Below are 25,511 nucleotides of genomic sequence, written 5' to 3'. Positions count from 1 at the left end.
ATGCTAAACGCCAGGGAAGCAGCTTCGGCTAAACCTGCCATCATACGGAGACGCAAAAGCTTCTCTATCCTAAAAATAATTGTCATTGTCTTCTTATCCTTACTTGTGGTCACACAGGTGTATCCGTTGCTATGGCTGTTCATTTATTCACTGAAAACCAATGAGGAAATTCTCTCAGGTCGGTTTTTCGCCTTACCGCACGTGCTTCAATGGAAGAACTTCACCGATGCGATTGATGCAGGAAATTACTTTCAATACTTAAAGAATAGTCTCTTTGTTACCATCGTAACGATGGTATGTGTACTGTTCTTAAGCTCACTGACTGCCTTTGCAATTACACGGTTCAAATGGAAATATGGTCAATTAGTTATGGTTATCTTCCTCATTGGGATGATGGTTCCGATGCAGGCGACGCTATTGCCGCTTATGATCATTTTCAAAAATATGCATATCCTGAACACGCATGCTTCCATCATTCTGCCTTACATTGCGTTTCAGACGCCAGTTGCCGTCTTTATCCTTAGCGGCTTCATGAAATCCATTCCTGCTGAAATTGAAGAGTCAGCGGTTGTGGATGGAGCGGGAGTCTTCAAGATTTTCAGCGGCATCATTCTTCCTATTTCAATTCCTCCGATGATGACGGTGTGTATTCTAACCTTCATCAACATCTGGAACGAGTACATCCTCGCGGCGACGTTCATCTCGTCCGAGCGACTCAAGACGCTTCCTTTCGGGGTAAATAGCTTCGTGAGTCAATATTCAGTTAACTATGGAGCGATCGGAGCCTTTCTCGTCTTAGGTGCGCTGCCGGTTATTCTCGTGTACTTCTTATTAGCGGATAAAATTACAAAAGGTATGGTAGCGGGAGCGGTGAAGGGTTAACTTCACCCCTCTCTTTTTTTCATTTTCGGATTTGGGTGTGGTAGAATAGCAAATACTCCTAACGAAAGGGGACCACGCAAGCGTGAAACGGGGCCTTAATTCCATACATAATCGGCTGTTTTTGCTATTTATCACATCGATGCTTGTGCTCGTGTTACTTGTCAGCGTTCTGTATTATCAGAAGACGACCCAAATTATACATAGCAAGATCAGTGATCTGGCGCAGAAAAACATCTCACAAACGGTAGGTTTATTTGATTTGCTCTTACAAGGCTACGATAGTATCACGAAATCATTGAATAGCAACTACGAAATGCTTCGCTTAATTCAAGATCGCGATACAAACCCCGATGTGACGGCCAGCATTTTCAATGAACGTACCATTACGAATATTTTGGGAGCAATCTATTATTCGCGTGACGATATCATCGGCATTCATGTCATTACTAATGCAGGGAAAAACTATAATTACGAGCGAGGCTTTGACAGCGTCATCGATACCAATTATTCGAGCGCAGACTGGTACCAGAAGCTGCAGGACTCCACAGGGGAGATGGTCTGGTTAGGTCTGGTGCAGGGCTCGGTGATTAACCAGTTCCAGCGAGATCCTCTCTTTGTTTTTGGCAGAAAGCTATACGACCTCACAGACCATCGGGTAATCGGGGTCATGCTGATTGAAACGAATCCGCAGCCGATCCTTGCAGCCTTGTCTAACGTAACGATTAGTCCGAACAGCCGGGTATACATCGTGGACCGAGAGAATCGACTGATTGCTACGACAGCGGAGGATAAAACATCGTTCCCTTCCTTCAGTGGGCTTCCACGCCCGCAACAGAATGAGATCATTATTGATGATCGGACAGATCAATTAATTGTAGCCGCGAAGGCGAAAATGTCGGATTGGACTGTCTTCGGCTTAACACCCAAAGATGACATTAATGCGGAAGTTGTGAAAACGCGGGAGTACTTATACGTTGTCATCGTGGTCCTTATTATCCTTTCTACGGCCTTGGCGAGTCTGATTTCGCAGAATATTGCTTCCCCGCTGAAACTGCTGATTCGTGAGATGAAGCAAGTGGAAATGGGGAATTTCAAAGGCTCGGTGACGGTCAAATCCTTTGAGGAAATAAACTCATTAGTGTCCTCCTTTAATCGCATGGTGAATCGGATGGATGAACTGATTGAACGAATTACGCTAGCTTCGATGAGTGAGAAAAATGCGGAATTGCAGGCGCTTCAATCTCAGGTGAATCCGCATTTCTTATATAACACCCTAGATATGATTTATTGGATGCTGGATGAACGAGAGAATGATCGATTAGGCAAAGTCATCCTGGCGTTGTCTCATATGTTCCGGTACAGCAGCGATTGGCAGGAAGCGTCCAAAACGACGCTGCAGCAAGAACTGGATCAGATGCGCCATTATATGACGATTATTGAGAACCGTTTAGAGGGAAGGGTGCGTACGGAGATTCATATTGATCCGGAGTGGTTGGACGTTGTTCTGCCCAAAATGACGCTGCAGCCCATTATCGAGAATGCCGTTAAGTACGGGCTGGAGCCCTTGCGAGAGCCTGGGGTGCTTCGCGTGTTTACAGAGGTACAAGAACAAGAGCTGCATATCATTATTTCCGATAATGGTGTGGGTATTGAGGAAGTCCTTCTTCGCCAGATGCAGGAGAGACTTGTAGAGGATGCGCGAATGATTGGTGATCCGTACACCTATAAAACGGAGGAGTATGCAAGCGACCTGAAGCCCGTCCTGGATAGCAAAATGACGCGGAGAGGCATCGGTCTTACCAATGTGCATCGTCGTATTGTATTACTGTTCGGAGAGTCCTATGGACTTCGGATACAAAGTAAACAAGAGGTAGGAACTACGGTTATCATAGCGATGCCGCTTCCTCGTAAGGGGGTATAACAGACCATCATGGATATTCTTATCGTTGATGACGAAACCATAATTCTGCAAGGCATTCAACGCACGCTTCAGAATCGCTTTCCCGAGCATACGATCCACTTAGCCTCGAATGCGGAGCAAGCGATTAGTATTTTGCGCAGTCAGACGATTCATATCGTGCTCACGGACATTCTGATGCCGGGGATGACAGGTCTAGAGCTCATGAATATGTCGCGCAGCCGCCATCCCCATGTGAAATGGGTTGTGATCTCAGCGTATTCGGAGTTTTCTTATGCGCAAGAAGCTGTGCGACTTGGAGCCAAGGATTATTTGCTGAAACCGATCGGCAAAGAAGTGCTGAGCGAAATGATTCGCAAGCTGAGCGAGGAGATCGCCCATGATACCGAGCTGATAGAGGAAGCGGAGCTGCTCAAGACGAATCGCAAATTCCTGCAGGAGGCTGTCTTCCAGCGTTGGGTGCAAGGTCTAGATACGGGCCGCATAGACATGGGACCTTTCGTGGAGCAGCACCCTTACTTCTATTTAATTATGGTCAAAATGGAGACCGATAAGGCCGTCTTCCTCGAAAATTTCATTATCGAGAATGTCCTATTGGAGCTGATAGAACGCTACGGCAAGGGCTTCGTGACGGTACACGATAGCAAGAGCCTGTTAGGGCTCGTCACGCCTCCCGATGCTTCAAGTATCGCGCTTCTCATTGAGGAGCTTCGCAGCCATCTCATTAAATATTTGAAGGTTCCCTTCCAAATCATGAGCACGGAACGGATCGAGCAGTTCCAGTCTGTGCCCGCGGAAGTTCAACGGATGCGGCAAGCCTCAACGACACAGGTCTATGAGCATCACGCCAGCGGCAGTGATCGTTCCGTCGAAGTCGCCCTGCAATATATGCGCACGCACTATCATGACGACCTTTCTCTGGAGAAAGTGGCGTCGATTGTGTATTTGAACCCTGTTTATTTTAGTCAGCTGTTTAAGCAGAAGACAGGTCAGGGTTTCAAGGAATTCGTGATTAACCTGCGATTAGAGCAGGCGAAGCAGCTGCTGTTGAATCCGAAGATTAAGCTGGCAGACGTTGCTGAGCGTATAGGTTATCAAGATATGAGGCATTTTTCCCAGGTGTTTAAAAAGAAATATGGCGTTACCCCGTCGGAGTTCCGTCAGGAGCATGCAGGCGATAAAGCGGATACATTCGTGTCAAGAGACTGATTCTCATCGAATTCTCATGAAATTCTCAGAATAATACCTACAATTAGGCGTGACGCGTGTTTTCTCCTTAGTTGTTAAATATTAGGGCATTTGGCATGTGCTATGGTAGTAGCAGGTCAAACAAGTCCATGTTTAATATCAAAGGAGGAAATCAATCATGATTTTTGTGAAAAAGAACCGCCTTACACAATCCATCTTAGGTCTAAGTCTAACTTTGCTAGTTACGGGAACTGCGCTGTTAAGCCCACACGCGGCCTCTGCCGCCACGGCTACCACCAATGCAACAACCATAACTGCGACAGCAACGAGCACGTCCCGTGCAGACAGCATAGTGCGTACTGCGAAGTCTTACATCGGAGATGTTACCTACCGATATGGTACTAGAAATACTAGCCGTCTAATCATGGACTGCTCTGCTTATACGCAACTCGTTTTTAGCAAGAATGGGATCAAACTTCCATGGGGCTCCCAAGCGCAAGCGAAGCTAGGAACCCGGGTCTCCAAGAAGACAAGCCTCAGCAAGGGCGACCTGGTGATGTTCAGTGTATCGACACCAGGCCGGATTAATCATGTAGGTATCTATATCGGCAATGGGCAGTTTATCAGTAATACAACCAGCTCAGGTGTCGTTATACGCTCTATGACCACTGGCTACTGGAAAGATCGTTTTATTATGGGACGTCATTTTTAAAAAGATTGGTGGATATTGACCATAACTCCCTCCAAATGGTATATAGTAGAAAACTATAATCATTAAGGGAGTTAAGGAAAGATGACATTAAAGCTAGCTTTCGAAGCCGTGAAGAAGTTTCATGAGACGTTTGAGCATCCGGTGGGCGCATCACCGCAGCGCCTATCTGTTCAACGTAAAGCCGCGCGTTTGGCGTGGATGCAAGAAGAGTTGAATGAATTTGAAGAAGCCGCTACTTTAGAAGATGAAGTGGATGCGATGATCGATGAATTATATTTTGTACTAGGGACACTGGTTGAAATGGGTGTTGAGCCTGGACCGATCTTTGATATCGTCCAACATGCAAACATGTCCAAGGTTTGGCCTGACGGCAAGGTTCACAAGAATGAAATGGGCAAAACGATCAAGCCGCCAGCCTGGGAAGATCCATTCGACAAAATTAGAACTGAAATTCACAGACAAAAAAATAAGGAAAGTTGAGGTGAGGCGATAATGGCCTTCCATATCCGGCTCAAAGAGCTGCGGCAACAGCAAAATCTCACTTTACGCAAGCTTGGCGAGAAAGCGGGGATCAGTTACTCCATCCTAAATTCAATCGAAAATGGTCGAATCGTCCCGTCGAAAGATGTCGCATTAGCACTAGCTGTGGCGCTTAAAGTTGACGATAGAGAACCCTTTATAGCTTTAGCAATAAATCCCTCTCAGGTATAATTGCAATACCTAATATTGTGTGGTACAGTATTAATAGTCTTAAAGGGAAAACCTGAATTGCGTATTGCAAAGGGTTATCATTTAAGTTAAATGAAACCTTTTCCAATGTGTAATTTTTTTGTTCGAAACAAGAAAAAAGACATGTTAATAAAACTTTGGAGGTATTACCCATGGCAGTAGGAACAGTTAAATGGTTTAACGCAGAAAAAGGATTTGGATTTATCGAAGTTGAAGGTGGAAACGATGTATTCGTACATTTCTCCGCAATCACTGGCGAAGGTTTCAAATCTTTGGACGAAGGCCAACGCGTTGAGTTCAACGTAGTTCAAGGCAACCGCGGACCACAAGCTGAGAACGTTGTAAAACTGTAAGCTTCAGCTTGCAAATATAGCATTCTCTAGAAAGACCCTTAACTTAAAGTTAAGGGTCTTTCTTTCATGTTTAGGGGCTGTCTCGTAGTAGCGATTTCGACTACTGGGGGATGGCCTCTTTTTTGTGTTAGGATTTTTGGTGGACAAATTTGTCATATCAAGCGTACAGTATTCTTTGGGATTCATAGCGTTGTGTTTACAAAGCATCATGCAAGGAGAGTGGATTATTCATGGCGATTAAAGATATGGAGATGTTTAAGGACTTCTCTAACATAGAGCTGGCTAAGCTTTTGGGGAAATTAGATATGTGGAAAAGGCAGGCAGGAGACACTTTGTTCGAGCAGGGTGATCCAGGCGATAGCATGTATCTGATTGAGAGTGGCAGAATTGAGCTGTTCTCTCAGAGCCAAGAAGGCACGCGCCAGTCGCTAGCCAGCTTGCAGGCAGGGGATACGCTGGGGGAAATGGCGCTGTTAACGAACGAGCCAAGATCAGCAACGGCTATCGTAGCCGTCGATAGTGTTCTCTATTATATTGACCGTGAAACTTTCGATCGGTTGGTCGTTGAGCAGCCGCAGATCTCATCCTATTTCATTCGGCTGCTTTCGCAGCGGCTGGTATCCACCAATGGTCGCTTGCAAGCCTCCAAGGAGGCGAAAGCGCAATGGGTGCTGCACGAAGTGGAGCAGCTGCCTGAGCCAATGCGTGACTTTTTATTTGTATGTGCATGCCTGCCAAGTCTGAGTGGGGAGTTGCTGATGCATATGTTCAGCATGACGCTTCAAGAAGCGGATCAGGCCTATGCGGCTCTCGGGCGCTTCGTTCAGAAGGACTTGGAGCGGAACTGTTTTCAGATACGTGCTGAAATTGCACGAGTCATGCTAGATTTATTACCTGGGCGGTATGGCACGACGCAGCAGCAGCTGTGGGTCGAGCAAGCGCTGGAATTCTATCGAGCCAGGCGGAACTGGGCTGCAATGGTTGAGATATATGCCGCACGAAGTGAGTGGGAGCAGGCGCTTGAGATTGCGGCTGTAGCCGTAGGAGAGCAAGTGGAACGAGCGGAGCAGCAGCAAGCGATTGGCCATGCCCTTAGGCGCTGCCCGGACGAGCTGCTTGTCGCGCGCTACGCGGTCTTGTGGGCCTATGTCCGCTACTGCGTGGAACACGCGCCCGAAGCGGGCTTGTCCATCGTTGAGGCGGCGCTGGATCAGCAAGGCGCTGCCTATTCGGCGCAGCAGCTCACCACCGTCTACGAGTGGGGCGCCGATCTGTGCCGCAAGCTGGGGCGAAAGCAGCTTGCGCTCGAGTATTTGCAGCTCGCGGAGGCAACCGCGCTGTCAGGGGAGGGCTCTCCACGCAGCGGAGAGCCGAGCTTTGGCCTGGCCAAGCAGATGCTGGCCAGAAGTAAGAGCGAGCGCCTCGCCGCAGGTGCGGGGCGGCTCGGAGATCGCAGCCGCTGGCTAGGCCTGGCGGCTGTCATCCTGGCCGTGGCCTCGGTGCTCGGCTTCCACATCGCCGAGCCAGTCGCGGGGCTATCCCGCCACGGCATGGACTTCATTGGGATCGGCTTAGCCGCCGTGATCCTCTGGATCGTCAACATCATGCCCGACTACATTGTAGCCTTAGGCATGGCCATGCTCTGGGTGCTCGGCGGGCTCGTCGAGCCCGAAGTAGCCCTGTCGGGCTTCGCCTCGCCGACGTGGCTGTACATGATTTTCATCATGGCGATGAGCGCTGTGATTACGAAGTCAGGTTTCTTATACCGCTTCTCCCTCCATGCCCTGAAGCGCTTCCCCGCTAACTATCGCGGGCAGCTATGGGGCATCGTGGCCGGCGGTATCATGCTGAACCCGATGATCCCTTCCTCGTCAGCGAAGGTATCACTCGGCGTGCCGATTGCACAGACGTTGTCCGAATCCATGGGATTCGGAGCACGCAGCCATGGCGCAGCCGGTTTAGGCCTTACAGCCATGCTCTTCTATGGCTTTACGGCGCCTTTCGTGCTCACAGGCTCGTACACGAACGTACTGGCCTTCGGACTGGTCACCACGGCTTCACCGGTGAACTGGATTCAGTGGTTTATCTATGCTTTACCGGCATTTCTTATTTTTAGCAGCGTGCTGCTTGCCATTATTTTTATCATGTTTCGCAATACAACATCCGCTAAGCCTATATCTGCTGATGTCCTAGACGAGCAGCTGCGGCTGCTAGGCCCTCTAACAAGGGAGGAACGCATTGCAGTTGTCACCGTTCTTAGCTGTATCCTTATGCTCGTGCTGCAGCCGTTACACGGCATCGACAGCGCTTGGATCATGCTCATTGGCTTTGCCGTGCTCGTGATCAGCGGCGTGCTGGATCGCAAAACGATTTCAACCGGCATCGATTGGACGTTCCTGCTATTCCTTGGCGTAGCTTTCAGCTTCTCTGCTGCCGCTAATGAGCTTGGACTTGTCGAAGCGTTGTCTTCGTTCCTTGGTCAGCATATGGGTGTTTTCGTAACGTCGCCGTTCTTCTTCTTGGCCGCCGTCATCTTGCTTTCGTTCATCGTCACGTTGATCGTCCGGGACGATCCTGCCGTAATATTGCTGGTCACGGCACTCCTGCCGTTGGCTGACCAAGCGGGTGTGCACCCGTGGATTCTCGTTTTCGTGGTGCTGTTATCGACGGACCCTTTCTTCTTCGCATATCAATCGCCGACGTATCTGACGGCTTATTATAGCTCCGAGGGGAAAGCTTTTAGCCACCGCCAGGGACAGAAGGTTGCATTTGCTTACGGATTAGCTGTGCTGCTACTAGCTCTTCTGTGTGTACCTTACTGGAAGTGGTTGGGGCTCATTCACTAGAGACCATATAAAAATCCTCCAAACCCGATATTGTATGGGCTTGGAGGATTTTTTAGCTAGTTTAGGCCGAACCAAGCCAACACTAAGAGAAACGGAACGTCAATGCGCTATTCACTCTAAAACGGCCATTTTTCAGCTGAATCGGAACGTGAGGACGCTATTTCATGAAATTTGGCTCGATGAAGGAGGGTTTAGTCAAATTAGTGGAACGTGGTTCCGCAACGCAATCAAAAAGTTCGATTTTGAGCAAATAGCGGTTCCTCGTTCCGTTTCATGCATGGGTCTGGGCTACTTACTTCAGCGCAGGTTCGCCCTCTTCAGCAACCGCTGAATGGAGCGGTTCGCTTCGGGCAGGACGATGTCCTTATCAACCGTCCGCATGATGCGGTTTTCCATGACGATCCGACCATTTATGATGGTCGTTTCGACATCAGCACGCGTCGCCGAGTAGACGATGCGTGAGATCGGATCCACGTCATAGGACGGATACGTGTGGAAGTTGTTGAGATCGAGGATCGCTAAGTCGGCTTTCTTGCCGACTTCAAGACTGCCGATCTCATCGGCCATCCCGACCGCGCGTGCGCCGCCGATGGTCGCCATGCGGAACACCGTCTGCGCGTTCATCGCCGTCGGTCCGTGGACGGGCTTTTGGATCAGCGCTGCGAGCCGCATCTCGTTAAACATATCGAGATTGTTGTTGCACGGCGCGCCATCTGCTCCCAAGCTGACGGAGATGTCCAGCTTGAGCATCTCAGGCGTCTCGGCGATCCCTGAAGCCAGCTTCAGGTTCGAGCCGGGACAGTGGCTGACATGCACGCCGCGCTCGTGGATGATGCGTTTCTCTTGCTCATCGAGCCAGATACAATGCGCCAGGATCAATCGTTCATTCGCTAAGCCGAGATGATCGAGGTAGACGACGTTGCGCATGCCCGTTTCCGCTTGCACGATCTCGATTTCACCAAGATTTTCAGAAGCATGCGTGTGCACTTTCACATTGTACTGTTCCGACAAATTACGAACTTCACGCAGCAGCTCTTCCGTACATGAGATGACAAAACGCGGTGAAAACGCGTATTGGATACGTCCGTCGTCGTGTCCGTTCCATTTTTCGAGCAAATCAACGCTTTGTTGAAGCGATTCTGTCGTATTTTCCTGCAAAGCGAAAGGAACTTCGTCCCCTTTGTCCATCATCACCTTGCCTGACAACGCTCGAATACCGCTCTCTGCAATCGCCTGAAAAGCAAAATCAGTGTGATGCACCGTTTCCATATCCACGATCGTTGTCGTTCCGCTTTGAATCAATTCACCAATACCGAGCATCGCCGAGTAGTAAATCGACTCCTCATCATGGGAGGCTTCCAGCGGCCAGATCCGCTTTTTCAACCAGTCCATAAGCTCGAGATCGTCTCCTTTGCCACGGAACAACGTCTGACACAGATGAATGTGCGTTTGAATAAAGCCCGGAATGACGGTACGATTCTTGGCGTTGATGATTTTATCTGCATGTGTGGGGTTCAAGTCAGGCCCAATCGCGGTAATGCGGTCATTTTCGATCAACATATCCCCTGTCAGAATATCCCCGTTGCGGTTCATGGTCACGATCTGTGCATCTTTAATTAATATCGTTGTCATCGTTCGAAAACCTCCTACTCCCCTAATATATGAAAATGTAGGCATAAAAAAACTAGCCATGAAAAATATGCCTGTGTCAGTGCACATTTTTCGTAGCTAGAAATTTACGGTTTCTAAGTAGAGACCCTTAATCCAATTATTAAGGTTATACGAAAGAAGTCATATGCAATTATGTCGTGCCTGCTTTTCTCTAGAGTAAACTGTCGAGGTCAATTTTGTCAACAATGTGTAAGTTAACATGACATGCCCTCCCTCTTTTCTGAAAAAACGGCTTCCAATCTTGTCGAAAAGGTGAAAACCGTTACTCCGGATGATTCGACGTTGCAGTTCCTACGGAATAAGGCGTCGTAATCCCCTCATACATCAAATGCATGGTCATCCCCGCAGTCGCATGCTGCAAATTGTGGCAATGATCCATCCAGAGGCCAGGATTATCCGCGACAAAAGCAACCTCATACGTCTCACCTGCAGCAACGTTCAACGTATCCACCCACCAAGGACTTCCGGTTGAATGCTGCCCGTTGCGACTCAGCACCAACATATGGTGTCCGTGCAAATGCATCGGATGGCTGGCGTTGCTATGATTGACGATCGTCGTTTTCACAACGTCTCCCTCTTTCACCATCAACATAGGCGTATCGGGAAATAGCTTGCCATTAATCGTAAAAGAGTACGTGAAACCTCCGTTGAAGAAGCCTAATTTTTTATCTAAAATTAGCTGGAATTCGCGGTCGTATTGTCCGTTGAATGCGGCAACAGCGTTGGCGTCTGGACCGCCATACGTCAGTGGGTCCCACACGGGTCCGCGTTTACTCGCAGCATCGTCGAATTCACCGTCCTTGCCATCTGGGCTCATCACCAAGGAGGCATGGCTACCCCGCTCTTTCTCGGACTGTGGACCTAGTAGCACACCCCCCTGCGGCATCGTGAATGTCACGTCATAGCGTCCACCTGGTGCGAGGAGTAAATCTTTCTCTACTAGATCTGTGGTCCCATGCAGGTTCGTTCCATCAATGGCGGCCACTTGAAAAACTGTTCCTACTAACTTGAACGTCATCGGCTCATTGTCTGTATTAATAAGACGTAAGCGGACCGGTGTCCCCGGCGCAATCCGCTGGATTTGGCGCGTATCTGAAGCTCCAAAAGAGATCGTGTTCGATGTGCCATCTACGGTTGAATAAGTGTGTGCAACAATCGGGATTTCTAGTTCATTTGACTTAGTTTCGGCGGAAAAAGCAGCGGGCTCAACAAGTAAAGAGCCGAATAGACCTTTACCAGCTCCCACATACGATTGCTGATGTGAATGATACCAATAGGTACCCGCGTCACTGGCAATGAATCGGTACACATAGGTCTGACCTGGCATGACGGCATTCTGCGTCACGCCTGCCACTCCGTCCTCCGCATTGGGGACGTCAAGACCGTGCCAATGCAGCGTTACGCCATCCTCAATATCGGCGTTTATCAACGTGACTTCCACCAATTGACCCTGCTTCACGCGCAGCTCGGGGCCAGGAAGCTGGCCGTTAAACGTCCACGCCTCCACCAGTTTACCCGAGCTGAGCGTCATGGTTTTCTTCACTGCCGTGAGCGTAAACCGCTGATCCGGCGTCCCCTCGCGGGGACCCGTCAGCGTCGCTACGCTCGTCCAGCCCACGCCGTGCTGGGCGTGCGAGCTGTTCGCCGGCGCTGCGCCGCCGCCGTAGTCCATGACCCCCGCCGCCATGTTCATTTCGGCGGGCAAACGGCTCATCTGGCTAGCTGCGCTCAGCCAGATCCAGAGCACCGCTGCCGCCGTTAGGACGCCGGCGGCAGCGCGCACAACCCGCATCCCGAGCCGTGGCTTCGTCAACGCGGGGCTGCGCATGGCCAGGTATCGGCGGTGCAGCCGATGCCCCTGCAGTGCTGTGCCGACTGCGGCTAGCAGCGTCGGCACGACGATCAGCTTCACCGGCAGCGGAACCGCGGTGAAGAAGGTGTAAAAGAAAACGGTCATTGCGCCCAGCATGACCGCCTGAACCGGCAGCGCTATCGCGATATGCGCGGCGCTCAACCGCACTTCCGCAGGCAGGGCTTTGCCCTGCGGCTCTTTAAAGCTGAGCCGAGTCAACCACCACAGCCTCGGCACGGACCACACCAGCGTCGCCAGCGCTGGGGCGACGAACAATGCCAGTTCCAGACCCAGCTTCACCTGCATGGCTGGCCAACCTATCGGCCAGGAGGTCAAGATGATCGCGGCCTTAGTAAAGGCTAGTACCTCAACCATTAGGATGAGGAAAAGTAGACCTATAGACCTGTGTTGCAGCTGTTTATGCCCCGAGCTATAGGTCAATCGACTGCTCCAATATGCAGCTATGGACCCTGAAAAAAGGAGGCCGAAGGAACTAAATCCTGCGGCTACAAATAGATCTTCTGTCATGTATATAGGTCCCCCATGCCAAAGTTATTCCGGATGATTCTGTGTACCGCTTCCGACCGAATATGGTGTCGTAACCCCTTCATACATCAGATGCATGGACATCCCAGCGGCAGCGTGTATGAGGTTATGGCAGTGGTCCATCCATAAGCCTGGATTATTTGCGACGAAAGCGACTTCATACGTATCTCCGGGCTGAAGATCTAGCGTATCCGACCACCAAGGACTTCCTGTAGAAGGCTTGCCATTTCGCGAAAGCACAAGAACGTGATGACCGTGCAAATGCATCGGATGCTCGACATTGCCGCGATTAATGAACGTTGTTTTAACCAGATCCCCTTCCTTCACCATAAACATTGGAGCGTCTGGAAATACTTTACCATTCAACGTATAGAGGAAATCGAAATTCCGATTATAGAAACCTAACTTATTATCTAAAATTAGTGTAAAATCGCGATCGAATTTGCTATTCGCATCAAAAGGTGTAGCCGCAGGGCGTCCATAGGTAAGCGGATCGAAAGGCACGGTTTGCGGCAGTTCAGGAACGTTCCCTTGGCCGTCAGCTGACAGGAGAATTCCTCCGTTTTTATTAGTTCCCACATTCAAATAAACAGGATGCTCCGGCATAACAAACGTTAGATCAAATCGTCCGCCAGTTGGCACAATGACACGTGTATTGGTCAGGAGATCCGGCTTATTCAAGTCTGTCCCATCGATAGCAGCCACTTCGAAAGGAGTACCCACGAGCGTATATGTTTGATTAATCCAATCATCTGTATTGATGAGTCGCATCCGGACAGGCGTCCCAGGAGCGACGGCTTGACGATCAAGCTCATCATTTGAGCCAATCGCGAAAGTATTCTTCCAACGATGGGTCATAACAGTGATATCTTTCAACGGATTTGTAGATGTTATTGAAGTTGTTGTAGTTGCAGCCTCCTTAGGCTCCACGATTAAAGCTCCGAAGAGTCCTTTGCTGACCGCTTCTTGTGAATCTTGGTGTGAATGATACCAGAAGCTGCCTACTTGCTCAGCGCGGAAGCGGTACGTGTAGGTTTCACCGGGCATAACCGCATTTTGCGTGGCACCAGCAACCCCATCCTCGGCGTTTGGTACATCTAATCCATGCCAATGTGCCGTAACACCAACATCAATGTCTTGGTTCATTAAAGTAACCTCGATGAGCTCGCCTTCCTTCATACGAAGCTCAGGTCCAGGAATTTGCCCGTTGTACGTCCAAGCATCGACGGTTTTGCCGGAGCTGAGTGTGACTGTATTTTTCTGCGCAACGAGTGTAAAACGACGATCCGGTGTCCCCTCTTTGGGACCTGTCAGGTCGGCGACAGACACCATGCCCGCCATTGCGGTCATATCATGATGAGCATGCTCTCCAGCTGCTCCGCCGCCGTAATCATGCGTCCCGCTTGCCATATCGATCTCGGCTGGCAGGACGCTATTGTCCATAGCGAACGTAATTAAGTAGAAGCCGATACCCGCAATCACGACGAGTACCCCTGTCATGGTACCAACACGCTTCCATAAACGTGGAGCCTGATAAGTTTCTACTTTACTAACTTGCTTGTAACGAAGCTGATGTCTCCACCAAAGTCCAGACGCTAGTATGACAAGTACTGCAAGAGGAATGGAAACATCCAACCATTGAAAAGGAACAGGTGGCACAAATGCGAAATAAAGTGAGATTACGGCGCTAAGCGCGGTTAATTGATATGGGAAAATGAGGCCAGGACTAGCCGCTCTTTGGAACATAGCAGGCTCGATTACGGTACCATTTTCGGCTAAGCTTTGTTTGGTTAAGGAGCGAAGCTTTAGCAGTTTAGGGACAGCCGCGAACCATATGCTCAAAAGTGGAACAACGACAAGCGGCGCCTGCAGGAATACACGATCTTTCCAAAATATCGGATCCATGTTCATCTGCAGCCAGACGATGCCAGCTACAATAGCGGCTGATGGAAGGATTGGGAACCATGCCCAGAAAAGCAGCTTGCGCGTTTTGCGGTTCAGCTTCTCTAAGCTGCCGCTGTACAATAACCGGGAGGCTTTGACGCTACCGATCCAAGTGAAAATGACGAACAAAAGACTTACTGATAATATCGTTTGAATACTTGCGTTATACACGATGAAAACCCTCCTAGACTCGATACGTCAAGTATAGTCCCCCTGCCCCGCGCATCAAACCGTCTGGAGACCAAGGGGCAACCTAGACTAAAGTTGGGGAGCCCTTTTTTTGAGTTTTATACTTGTAAAGTCTGGAAATAGTTTGCGTTTTCATAAGGGGTGTGTTATGATAAATCCAATCGACAAATAGAACCTTAATTCACATATTGTAAAGGGTTTTCATTTTTGTTAGTGAACCTTATACAATGTGTGAATTTTTTCTCTTTGAAGAATAAAAAACATGTTAATAATTTTTGGAGGTATTTCACAATGGCTACTGGTACAGTAAAATGGTTTAACGCAGAAAAAGGTTTCGGTTTCATCGAAGTTGAAGGCGGCAACGATGTATTCGTTCACTTCTCCGCAATTCAAGGCGAAGGTTTCAAAACTTTGGACGAAGGCCAAGCAGTTGAATTCAGCGTAGTTCAAGGCAACCGCGGTCCACAAGCTGAGAACGTTGTAAAACTGTAATATAATTAAAAAGACTGCCTTTACTTAAGTAATGGCAGTCTTTTTCAATTTAAAGCTAGCTGACGCTTAGTACTCTAAGGAGGTTTATCCATGTATTCCAGAAAAAAGTCGCTTGAAGAGATGCCTCTAGAAAATGTGACGGTATGGTCTTGTGAAAATGAAGGCTGTAAAGGCTGGATGCGAGATAATTTTGCATTCGATCACGTGCCGACATGTCATTTGTGTCAGTCCACAATGATTCGAAGTGTCAAGTTACTTCCATTAGTTAATAACACGAATAGTGATCAGAAAACGCTCAAAAAGGGCGTACAAATATAGCATAGTGAAACCCGGGGGCATAGCTGTCCCCGGGTTTTTTGTGTTACCATGAGAAGAGCGAAGGAAGAGACGGAAGGTGTCTGACAAGAGGACAACCCATCGTCATTTAAGGGAGGTAGAGCTTCTGTGAGACCAAGAAAACGGCGTCAATGGCCACTGTTGGCTGGCGCTTGCATCCTTGCGGCTTGTACGGTAATTTTTTTCGGTAAATATCCATTTGAGACAACCCCCACGGTAAAGACGAATGTATCTGACACGGTTGCTGCTACACCAGTACCAACGCCTACACCACGTGTGGCTGTGGAATTTCGGATGCTCGATCTAGATCGAGGCTGGGTGAAATATGCGGACGGCATGGTCCAAACCGTGGATGGCGGCGCGCATTGGCAGGAAGTTTCGAGTACGGAGGTATCTCCGGTAGATGGTGGGGCTGATGCAGCGGGCAGTGAAACGATTGCTAAGCTGTTAAGCTTGGAAGCGGGGAGTGGGAGTGTAGCGGCTTCAGCTGGGACAGCTGCAGCAGGAGTGGCGACTCCAGATAGCCTGGCGGCGATTACACTGAACGGGACATCGTTCGCTGTGAAGCAATCCCAATTCGTGACGCCGAAGATTGGGTGGGTGCTTTTGACCCGGACTACGGACAGCAAGAATCCGTTGCTGTTGACAGTAGACGGCGGGCAAACTTGGGTCGATGGCATGACAGAGGAAGCGAAAGCGATCCTTCTAGGGGAGAAGTCGCATTTGGCCAAGCTAAAAGCGGAAGCTTCCTTGTATATAGATGAAGCGGGTGCTAAAGCGGCCATGGGCTCTAGCTGGAAGCTCCTGCCGGAACAGGCTTCGCCGGGGGATATCGTACTTGTGCGTCATAAGGAGCCGGGCAATATTAGTTGGCAGGGCAAGACGTATACGCTGCAGCCTTATGAAGCGGGATACTTCACCTATTTGCCAATCTCGCTAAGTGTGAAGGCAGGCACGTATCCAATTGGCGATCAGACGCTAACCATCAAAGCGAAAAAGTTCGAGACGCAGTATCTGAAGGTCACCGAGCAAATGGAAAGCATGAAACAGGATACGGCGCGCATCAATGCCGATCAGAAGAAGATTGATCTGGCGCGCAGCAAGTCGGAGCCGACATTTTTGTTCCGCGGACCGTTTGTGAAGCCGGTCGAGGGGATTCTGACCACGCCGTATGGGTACACCCGTTATGTGAACGGGAAATACGACAGCTCGCATTTGGCCCTTGATCTGGCCGCCAAAGAAGGCACACCGATCAAGGCTACGAACGATGGGGTTGTGGCGCTAGCCGAAACCCTGTATTTGACCGGGAATGCCATCTATCTCGACCATGGGATGGGGCTGTTCTCGCAGTACGCGCATCTTTCCGAGCTGCGCGTGAAGGTAGGCGACCGCGTCAAGCAAGGCGACATCATCGGGCTCGTCGGCACGACCGGTTTCTCCACCGGGCCGCATCTGCATTTTACCTTCTGGGCGCATAATATTCAGGCCAATCCGGACTTATTTTTTAATACAACCCCGTTTCAGTGGGTGAAATGATAGAAACATGTTATAATAAGGAACAAATGTTCTAAAATGGAGACATGGAATGCTACCTTCGGTAAAGATGTCAGTTCGGTCGCTTGTAGAGTATGTGTTTAGCAGTGGTAGTATCGATTCGGAGTTTCGATCGACCACGTCGCTGAGGGAAGGCACGAAGGCGCATCAAAGGCTGCAAAAGCAATATGGCGAGTTAGACCAACATGAAGTGTATGTGTCTGCGGAGATAGCGTATGAGGGGCTTTTATTTGTCATTGATGGACGCTGTGACGGGCTTCTTATTGGGACGGATGACGATGTCGATATACTAACCGTGGATGAAATAAAATCGACTTCAAATGATATCACGCTCATTGAGGAGAATTCCTACCCTGTGCACTGGGCACAGGCAATGTGCTATGCCTATATGATTGCGCATGATCGCGGACTCAGTTACATGCGGATTCAGCTAACGTATACGCAGGTGGATACGGAGGAGACGCGGCATTTTGTGAGGGAAGCTGCTTATGAAGAGCTTGAACGGTTTGTGTATGAGGTGATTCAGAGCTATTATCCATACGCGCGAGTGAAGCATGACCATGAGCAGCGCAGAAATCAGAGCATCAAGGAGCTGCCATTCCCTTTTCCGCAGTACCGTGAGGGACAGCGTAAGCTAGTGGGGGCGGTGTACAAAACCATCCAGGACGAGCACAAGCTGTTCGCCAAGGCGCCGACAGGGATTGGGAAGACGATGTCGACCCTTTTTCCTTCGGTGAAAGCGATGGGGGAGGGATTGCTCCAACGGTTTTTTTATCTGACGGCGAAGACGATAACACGTACGGCGGCAGAGGAGGCTTTTTACCTATTACAGGACAAAGGCTTGCAGCTGCAAGTGGTTACGCTAACGGCGAAGGAGAAAGTGTGTTTGAAGGACGAGGTCAGGTGTACGCCGGCCCACTGTGAGTTCGCGGATGGTTACTATGATCGGGTGAACGAGGCGGTGCTTGATCTGCTCAGGCAAGAAACGGTGATGACGCGTTCTGTGATTGAGACCTATGCGCGCAAGCATCGGGTGTGTCCGTTTGAGTTTTCGTTGGATGTGGCTTATGCGGCGGATGCGGTGATTTGTGACTATAACTATATTTTTGACCCGCGTGTGAATCTGAAAAGACTGTTTGAGGAGCAAAAGCGCAAAACATCGCTGCTGATTGATGAGGCGCACAATCTGGTTGATCGAGCGCGGGAAATGTACGGCAGTGAGCTGCATAAATCGGTCTTTTTGACGCTGCAACGGGAATTCAAAGGTGTTCGTAAGGAGATTCATGAAGCAGCCAAGGCGATAAACGCCTATTTCATAGCACTCCGCAAGCAAGCGGGGGATCGTGAAATGATGGTGGAGTCCACGCTGCCGGAATCGTTATTGGTTCATGTGGAGGCCTTTATAGCAGTTGCTGAAAAAGAGTTAGCCAAATCGGCCGGCGGTAACACTGCGAGTGCGGTCCTTTTGGATGCTTATTTCGGCGCGCAAAATTTTGTGCGTATCTCTAAGCTATACGATGAGCGTTATGTAACGCTGGTTGCGAATGATCGGAACGAGGTGAGCGTGAAGCTTGTATGCTTGGATCCATCCCACCTGCTGCGGCAAATGGGGAAGGGGTATCGGGCGTATGTGTTTTTCTCGGCGACGCTGTCACCACTGTCCTATTTCATGGACACGTTAGGGGCGGGGGAGGACGATTATTCCGTGACGGTGCCGTCACCTTTTGCCAAGGAGCAGCTGGAGGTTTTCGTGCAGCCGCTTTCAACCCGCTATCAGGACCGGGAGCACAGCCGTACGTTGATTGCTCGTTCTATTTATGAACTGGTCGCGGGACGACAGGGTAATTATTTAGTCTTTTTTCCTTCGTATGCGTATATGAGCAGTGTGTATGAGGCTTTTACGGATCTTGTAGGTGAGCAGGAGGATGGGCAAAGCGAACACCGTGGCAGTGCACTGAACGTGCTCGTTCAGCAGGCGAAAATGACGGAGGAGGAACGGGAGCACTTTCTTGCGGCTTTTCAGGCGGGAGCGGAGCAGACGTTGGTGGGGTTTGCGGTGATGGGCGGCATCTTCTCCGAGGGCATCGATCTCGTTGGAGACCGTCTGACGGGCGTTGTCGTTGTGGGCGTTGGCTTGCCTCAGCTGGGACCGGAACGCAATCTGATCAAGGATTACATGGAGCGTACAGGCAAAAATGGTTACGACTACGCCTATGTCTACCCCGGCATGAACAAAGTGCAGCAGGCTGGCGGGCGGTTGATCCGCTCCGAAACGGATCGCGGCGTACTGCTGCTGATCGACGATCGGTATTTGCAGCCTCGCTATCAGAGGCTGCTGCCGGAGGAGTGGCGCGAGTATACGGTGCTGCCTGTGCAGCGGTAGTTCATGCACGGATCGGCAGCGTAGCGCCGCGCAAAAAAAAAGCGTTGCACCTATGTGCAACGCTTCTTCGCATTCGCTATTTTTATAGCGACATCTGATAAATTTTCACCACATCTGCGCGTGTCAGCTTCTGGAAGTTGCCGAAATCGCCGTAAATCATGGCTTTGTCGGCCATAAGCTCGACCGTGGAGTCGTCGATGTTGTAATCCGCTAAGCGGCTTGGTGCGCCGATGCTGGTGAAGAACGCACGCAGTGCCGCGATGCCTTCTTCTGCAACTTGCTTGTCGGATTTGCCTGTGGCATCGATGCCGAAGACACGCTGTGCGAACTGTTTGTAACGCCCTATGTTAGCATCAAGGGTATGGGTCATCCAGTTCGGGAAAAGGATGGCCAAACCGCCGCCGTGTGGAATATCATGAACAGCAGAAACCGCATGCTCCAGATTGTGCGTCGCCCAATCCCCGCGAATGCCCATGCTTAACGTGCCGTTAAGCGCCATGGTGCCGCTATACAGAATGGTGGCACGGTGTTCGAGATTGTTCAAGTCCTGCAGCAAAAGAGGTGCTGTATCGATAACGGTACGCAGAATCGTCTCACAGAACCCATCCTGTACAGGGGAGTTCGTGCCATGATGGAAGTATTGCTCGAATACGTGAGACATGATGTCTACCATGCCATAAACGGTTTGGTTTTCAGGCAAGGAAGTTGTATGAGCGGGGTCGAGGATTGAGAATTTCGGATAGGCAAAAGGACTTCCCCAGCCAAGCTTATCGTTCGTTTCCCAGTTCGTAATGACAGAACCGGAGTTCATTTCGGAGCCTGTTGCAGCAATCGTTAATACCGTTGCTAAGGGGATAGCTCCTGTGGCTGCTGCTTTACGTGTTGCGATATCCCAGAAATCGCCCTCGAACTTGGCGCCAACAGCGATTGCTTTCGCGCAGTCGATAACACTGCCGCCGCCAACAGCTAGAATGAGGTCGATATTGTTGTTACGGCACAGTTCAACACCGCGGTGAACAGTCGTTAATCTAGGATTAGGCTCGACACCGCTAAGCTCCACGATCGTCGCATCAAGACCTTGTAACAGGGCGAGGACATTGTCGTAGATGCCATTGGCTTTGATGCTGCCGCCACCATAGACGAGTAAAATATTTTTCCCATACTTAGGCACTTCGGAAGCTAGTTTTTCTAATTGGCCCTGACCGAAATGTAGGGTTGTTGGATTATGAAATGTGAAATTATTCATGAGTATACCTCCTCGAACTGACTCGGGAATGAACGATTCCCCTCTTACTATTGTATAGTAAGCATCTTAGAAAAACAAAACCAGCGAGATGTTGGACTTCAGGGGAAGTTATATTTTTTACAATCAACTAAGGGAATTCGTCCCCAACAGGGTTGATTTGGATGTGTTAACGGGAATACGGGCTGTTTAGTATAGAAGCAGGACATTATATCCATTTTATAGAATGAAATTAAGAAGATAGCCGCAGCAGACGAGGTGTTAGATAAAACGAAAGCACATCGCAAAAGTATAGAAGGGATGAAGGAATAGATGGCAACCTTATCACCATATATCTATAGCGCTGACGCGCGTAAGCAGGCTGACTTTTATGTGAGCGTGTTCGGTGGAGAAATCGTCAGCATCCAATCGTATGGCGATCTGCCGGGGATGGACGAGTCCAAGAAGCACTTAGTGCTGCATTTGGAGCTGCAGGCGCTGGGTCTGCGTTTTTTCATGGCGGATGCAGTGGCGGAGGCGAATGATCGCGGCACAGGCATGGATTTAGCGCTCACCTTCAAGGATGAGGAGGAAGCGCGGACGATTTATGACGGGCTAGCAGCCGATGGCGATGTCATCATGCCGTTTGAACGGATGTTCTGGGGCACAATGCTCGGTCGTGTGCGAGATCGGTACGGTGTGATGTGGCAAGTGGCCACAGAAGCGTAGGCACAACAGATTGATAGCTCCCTTGTGAGAAGCCATGCGGCTTTTTCATGAGGGAGCTTTTTTTGTGGCAGAACATCCGGTAACAGTCGAAACTCCGCACTGAACGCAACCCCGTACATCCTTTTCCACCTGAGGACCGATTCAACCTCGTTTATATTCTGTTTAAAATAGGGGAGTATGATCGTAACAGTGTTAGGGAAGAGCAATCATTTTAATAAAGATACAAATCTGAACGGATAAAGGAGTCGAGATAGATGGCTGTTACGAAGAGTGAACAACCGAAACAAAAAAACGACTGGCGGGGATTCACCCGCCTACTGATGGGGGCGAATCCGCCGAAGCTCCTGTTGGGTATTGCGCTGGGATTAAGCGTGATCGCCACGCTGGTCGCCCTGGTCATTCCACTTTTTACGAAAAATGTGGTTGATAATTTCTCCATCTCCTCACTTAATTGGCTGCAAATCAGCGGGATGGCTATTGCTTTTATCGCATCAGCAGTGGCCTCTGGCGTTGCTACGTACCTACTAAATTATTCAGGTCAGCGCGTTGTGGCGGGAATCCGGGATCGCTTATGGAAGAAGCTGCTGGTGCTGCCGGTTCGTTACTTTGATAATCATCAAACAGGAGACACCATCTCCCGGATGACGAACGACACGGCTATTATTAAAGGACTGATTGCTGAGCATACCGCAGGCTTTATTACAGGCAGCATTTCAATTATCGGATCCATCGTTGTGCTCTTATATATGGATTGGAAAATGACTCTGATCATGTTTAGTATATTTCCGATCGCGTTTCTTATCCTTTTTCCTTTGGGTAGACAAATGTACAAAATATCTAAAGGCATGCAAGCCGAGACGGCAAACTTCACTTCTGTGTTAAATCGTGCGCTTTCCGAAATTCGCTTGGTGAAGGCTGCAAATGCAGAGCCTGTGGAGTATAAGGAAGGAAGCGTTGGGATTCAGACGCTGTTCAAATTTGGACTAAAAGAAGGTAAAATTCAAGCGCTTATGTCGCCGCTAATTATGTTTGTCATGTTGATGATGTTCGTTGTCCTTTTCGGTTATGGTGGCACACGCGTGGCGTCAGGTGCAATATCGGCAGGTCAGTTGGTGGCTTTCATGCTGTATTTATTCCAAATTGTAATGCCAATTACGCAGATTACGCAATTCTTCACGCAAACGCAGAAAGCGATGGGAGCAACGGAGACGATTCTGAAGGTGTTAGATCATGAGGAAGAGGATCCACACGCAGGTTTACCGGTCAAGGATGCTTCTCAAACCCTGCATTTTAAACATGTAACGTTCGGCTATAAAGAGGGCGAGGCGGTCCTTAAGGATGTTAGCTTCACGATGGATGCGGGTAAGGTTACCGCAATTGTAGGGCCGAGCGGAAGCGGGAAGACGACGATGTTCTCGTTGCTTGAACGGTTTTATTCGCAGCAGGAAGGCAGCATTTCACTTGGCGAAGAAAGCATCGATCAATACTCGCTCGTCTCCTGGCGCAGCCAGATTGGTTATGTATCGCAGGAAAGTCCGCTCATTGCAGGGACGATTCGGGATAACATCTGCTATGGCTTGCAGCATGAAGTGACGGAAGAGGCGTTAAAGCGTGCTTCCGAGATGGCCTACGCCGATGGTTTCATCGAAGAGCTTCCGCAGAAGTACGACACGGAAGTTGGAGAGCGCGGGATCAAGCTGTCCGGTGGACAGCGTCAACGGATTGCGATCGCAAGAGCGCTGCTGCGGGATCCAAAGATCTTAATGTTGGATGAAGCAACGTCGAGTCTCGACAGCAAGTCTGAGGTCGTTGTGCAGCAAGCACTGCAGAATTTGATGCAGGGGCGGACAACGCTAGTCATCGCCCATCGCTTATCCACAGTCGTGGACGCGGATCAGATCGTGTTCCTCGATAAGGGCGTTGTCACAGGCCGCGGTACGCATCAAGAGCTCATTGAGTCGCATGAGATGTACCGTGAATTTGCCACGCAGCAGCTGCAGATTCAAGAACAGTTGATTGCGGAGCATGCTCCAATGGCTTCCGAATCCGTGCAGACGGTACAGGTGCATTCCTAATTAATTGTAAATGCCTCTACACCCGAGAAATACGGGTGTGGAGGCATTTTCTCATACGTTAGAATTCAATCTTGGCTCAGGTTCTCTTTCATAAGCGCGGCAATCTGTTGCTCGGGATACCCTTTTTGCTCAAGTGCTTGAATAATGCGTGTTTGGCGCTCTTTTGGCTGGTTCTGGCTCAACTTGGCCTTGCCTTCTATGCTCGTAATGGGCAGCTTGAAGGCTTGAATCCCTATACTCAGCCCAGCAATATAGTGAGGGTCAACGCTCTCTAGATCATACGAGCTATCTGGTTCCTCGTACTTGAGTGTCAACAGCTGCAAGACGCGTAATACTTCCTGGTCATCGTACAGAAGTTCAACCTTGCCAGTGACATGAACAGCCGTATAATTCCACGTAGGAACAGCAGCAGGTGTACCATACCAGGAAGGTGAGATATAGCAGTGAGGGCCTTGGAAAATAACCAAAACCTCTTGCTGCTCCATATCTATCCACTGCGTATTGGAGCGGGCGAAATGGCCGTATAAGATTTGATCCTCGTGACTTAATAATAAGGGAATATGCGTCGCGAAAGGCCGCCCTTGATGATGAGAAACGACTGTACCGAAGCTATGGGCGTCTATGAAGTCATACATTTTTGAAAGGTCTTCTATTTTAAAATGAGAAGGAATGTACACGGTTTCCACCTACTTTATGGATTAATAGATATAGAATAGCAACTTATGTGGTACATACAAAGTGCCAATTATATTGATTTTGACTAGACCACTCACTTACTGCTCGTTCGAGGGATCATTTGAGTTAACATTTTTGGCACAGGAGGTCGCCGTCTTCTTGTCGAATACCTAACTAACTACATAATCACGAGGAGGCTACAACAGTGGAGAAGGTACGTTGGGGAATTATCGGCTGCGGTGACGTGACGGAGGTCAAAAGCGGTCCTGCTTTGCAGAAGGCAGAAGGCTCGGAGCTAGTCGCGGTTATGCGCCGCAATGGGGCATTGGCAGAGGATTACGCGCAGAGGCATAATGTGGCAAAATGGTACGATGATGCGGCAGCTCTAGTCAATGATCCAGATGTAAATGCCGTCTATGTCGCAACTCCGCCGGGATTTCATCATGAATATACATTGCTCGCTGCAAAAGCAGGGAAGCCCGTCTATGTGGAGAAGCCGATGGCTAGAAATCACGCGGAGTGTCAGGAAATGATCGCGGCCTGTGAGGAAGCGGGCGTACCTCTTTTCGTGGCGTATTATCGCAGAGGATTGCCGAAATTCGTGGAAATCAAGCGGCTAATTGATAGCGGCGCAATCGGTGAAGTACGTTTTGTACAATCGACCTATCTGCAACCGGCAAGAGAATATCAAGAAGGGCTAGAGCCATGGCGGATTCAGCCTGAGCTGTCAGGCGGCGGACTATTCGTAGATCTGGCTAGTCATACGCTAGATATCCTCGATTACTTACTCGGGCCAATTGGTGAGGTCAAAGGCTTTGCAAGGAACCAAACAGGTAAGCAAAAGGTAGAAGACATTGTTACCACCAGCTACGCATTCGAATCCGGTGTGATGGGTACAGGGGTTTGGAGCTTCAATTCCTATACGCGCCTAGATTTGAATGAGATTGTCGGTAGCCGCGGTAAGCTATCGTTCTCCACCTTCAGTGGGGATCTGCGCATTGTAGCTGAAGATGGTTCCGTAGAAGAGTTGAATATTCCGAATCCTCCCCATGTTCAGCAACCGCTGATCCAGACAGTGGTAGATGATCTCAGAGGCATCGGGCAAAGTCCAAGCACTGGACTGACAGCCGCGCGTACCAATCGCGTGATGGATGAATTGCTGCGCGATTTCTACCGCGCCTAAACCAAACGAAAACCCCAGACTGATGTGTGTGA

The 25,511-nt window shown here is 49.6% G+C and carries 20 protein-coding genes and 1 riboswitch; of the genes, 15 read left to right on the top strand and 5 right to left on the bottom strand.

Translation table 11 applies throughout. The annotated features are described in order from the left end of the window. The 8 genes from AC58QO_RS19800 (at position 1) to AC58QO_RS19765 (ending at position 8,628) form a co-directional block, all read left to right on the top strand. Positions 1–882: a carbohydrate ABC transporter permease gene (locus AC58QO_RS19800; protein ID WP_497268519.1), complete on the top strand. Its 882-nt coding sequence runs from the start codon at positions 1–3 to the stop codon at positions 880–882. Positions 883–964: 82 nt separating this feature from the next. Continuing rightward, complete coding sequence (locus tag AC58QO_RS19795) at positions 965–2,803, top strand: sensor histidine kinase (RefSeq protein ID WP_497268517.1); 1,839 nt, start codon at positions 965–967, stop codon at positions 2,801–2,803. A gap of 9 nt (positions 2,804–2,812) precedes the next feature. Beyond that, positions 2,813–4,009, top strand: a complete 1,197-nt coding sequence (locus tag AC58QO_RS19790) for a response regulator (protein WP_497268515.1) — start codon at positions 2,813–2,815, stop codon at positions 4,007–4,009. Positions 4,010–4,166: 157 nt separating this feature from the next. Then, the gene (locus AC58QO_RS19785) at positions 4,167–4,700 is read left to right on the top strand and encodes a C40 family peptidase (protein ID WP_497268513.1); all 534 of its coding nucleotides are present in this window, start codon (positions 4,167–4,169) and stop codon (positions 4,698–4,700) included. Positions 4,701–4,781: 81 nt separating this feature from the next. Continuing rightward, entirely contained in the window at positions 4,782–5,180 is a 399-nt protein-coding gene (locus tag AC58QO_RS19780) for a pyrophosphohydrolase domain-containing protein (RefSeq protein WP_497268511.1), read from the top strand. A gap of 12 nt (positions 5,181–5,192) precedes the next feature. Further along, a complete protein-coding gene (locus AC58QO_RS19775; protein WP_497268509.1) occupies positions 5,193–5,411 on the top strand; it encodes a helix-turn-helix domain-containing protein in 219 nt (72 codons plus the stop codon). Between the two features lie 170 nt (positions 5,412–5,581). Beyond that, positions 5,582–5,782 (top strand): cold-shock protein, encoded by a 201-nt coding sequence (locus tag AC58QO_RS19770; protein WP_028555213.1) that lies wholly within the window; start codon positions 5,582–5,584, stop codon positions 5,780–5,782. A gap of 230 nt (positions 5,783–6,012) precedes the next feature. After that, the gene (locus tag AC58QO_RS19765; protein ID WP_497268507.1) at positions 6,013–8,628 is read left to right on the top strand and encodes an SLC13 family permease; all 2,616 of its coding nucleotides are present in this window, start codon (positions 6,013–6,015) and stop codon (positions 8,626–8,628) included. A 297-nt stretch (positions 8,629–8,925) separates the two neighbouring features. Here AC58QO_RS19765 and AC58QO_RS19760 read toward each other — a convergent pair whose 3' ends face one another. The 3 genes from AC58QO_RS19760 to AC58QO_RS19750 all read right to left on the bottom strand — a co-directional run bounded on the left by AC58QO_RS19760 (position 8,926) and on the right by AC58QO_RS19750 (position 14,812). Beyond that, positions 8,926–10,260, bottom strand: a complete 1,335-nt coding sequence (locus tag AC58QO_RS19760; protein WP_497268506.1) for a 5'-deoxyadenosine deaminase — start codon at positions 10,258–10,260, stop codon at positions 8,926–8,928. A 73-nt stretch (positions 10,261–10,333) separates the two neighbouring features. Next, a riboswitch (purine riboswitch) is annotated at positions 10,334–10,433 on the bottom strand. A gap of 128 nt (positions 10,434–10,561) precedes the next feature. Beyond that, complete coding sequence (locus tag AC58QO_RS19755) at positions 10,562–12,256, bottom strand: multicopper oxidase family protein (protein WP_497268504.1); 1,695 nt, start codon at positions 12,254–12,256, stop codon at positions 10,562–10,564. A 447-nt stretch (positions 12,257–12,703) separates the two neighbouring features. Then, positions 12,704–14,812, bottom strand: a complete 2,109-nt coding sequence (locus AC58QO_RS19750; RefSeq protein WP_497268502.1) for a multicopper oxidase family protein — start codon at positions 14,810–14,812, stop codon at positions 12,704–12,706. Between the two features lie 309 nt (positions 14,813–15,121). Here AC58QO_RS19750 and AC58QO_RS19745 point away from each other — a divergent pair, with 309 nt between their 5' ends. From AC58QO_RS19745 to AC58QO_RS19730, 4 genes are all read left to right on the top strand, one after another. After that, positions 15,122–15,322 carry a cold-shock protein gene (locus AC58QO_RS19745; RefSeq protein ID WP_314800096.1) on the top strand — a complete coding sequence of 67 codons (201 nt, stop codon included), beginning with the start codon at positions 15,122–15,124 and terminating at the stop codon, positions 15,320–15,322. Positions 15,323–15,412: 90 nt separating this feature from the next. Beyond that, the gene (locus AC58QO_RS19740; RefSeq protein WP_028555205.1) at positions 15,413–15,640 is read left to right on the top strand and encodes a cold-shock protein; all 228 of its coding nucleotides are present in this window, start codon (positions 15,413–15,415) and stop codon (positions 15,638–15,640) included. A 126-nt stretch (positions 15,641–15,766) separates the two neighbouring features. Beyond that, positions 15,767–17,194 carry a M23 family metallopeptidase gene (locus AC58QO_RS19735; RefSeq protein ID WP_497268500.1) on the top strand — a complete coding sequence of 476 codons (1,428 nt, stop codon included), beginning with the start codon at positions 15,767–15,769 and terminating at the stop codon, positions 17,192–17,194. A 49-nt stretch (positions 17,195–17,243) separates the two neighbouring features. Beyond that, positions 17,244–19,595 carry an ATP-dependent DNA helicase gene (locus AC58QO_RS19730; RefSeq protein WP_497268498.1) on the top strand — a complete coding sequence of 784 codons (2,352 nt, stop codon included), beginning with the start codon at positions 17,244–17,246 and terminating at the stop codon, positions 19,593–19,595. Positions 19,596–19,677: 82 nt separating this feature from the next. Here the strand turns inward: AC58QO_RS19730 and AC58QO_RS19725 are convergent, their stop codons facing one another. After that, positions 19,678–20,841: an iron-containing alcohol dehydrogenase gene (locus AC58QO_RS19725; protein WP_497268496.1), complete on the bottom strand. Its 1,164-nt coding sequence runs from the start codon at positions 20,839–20,841 to the stop codon at positions 19,678–19,680. 309 nt (positions 20,842–21,150) lie between these two features. On the opposite strand from AC58QO_RS19725, the gene AC58QO_RS19720 reads away from it, so the two are divergent. Both AC58QO_RS19720 and AC58QO_RS19715 read left to right on the top strand, forming a co-directional pair. Then, positions 21,151–21,546 carry a VOC family protein gene (locus AC58QO_RS19720; RefSeq protein WP_497268494.1) on the top strand — a complete coding sequence of 132 codons (396 nt, stop codon included), beginning with the start codon at positions 21,151–21,153 and terminating at the stop codon, positions 21,544–21,546. A gap of 254 nt (positions 21,547–21,800) precedes the next feature. Further along, positions 21,801–23,621 (top strand): ABC transporter ATP-binding protein, encoded by a 1,821-nt coding sequence (locus AC58QO_RS19715; RefSeq protein ID WP_497268493.1) that lies wholly within the window; start codon positions 21,801–21,803, stop codon positions 23,619–23,621. A 65-nt stretch (positions 23,622–23,686) separates the two neighbouring features. On the opposite strand, the gene AC58QO_RS19710 is transcribed toward AC58QO_RS19715, so the two are convergent. Further along, positions 23,687–24,298, bottom strand: a complete 612-nt coding sequence (locus AC58QO_RS19710; RefSeq protein ID WP_497268491.1) for an FMN-binding negative transcriptional regulator — start codon at positions 24,296–24,298, stop codon at positions 23,687–23,689. Positions 24,299–24,501: 203 nt separating this feature from the next. On the opposite strand from AC58QO_RS19710, the gene AC58QO_RS19705 reads away from it, so the two are divergent. Further along, positions 24,502–25,479, top strand: a complete 978-nt coding sequence (locus AC58QO_RS19705) for a Gfo/Idh/MocA family protein (RefSeq protein ID WP_497268489.1) — start codon at positions 24,502–24,504, stop codon at positions 25,477–25,479. The last annotated feature ends 32 nt before the right edge of the window (positions 25,480–25,511 follow it).

The sequence above is a fragment of the Paenibacillus sp. J31R30 genome (assembly GCF_059692115.1).
Note: the sequence above shows the minus strand (reverse complement) of the source record. Positions and strands in the feature narration are given on the sequence as shown.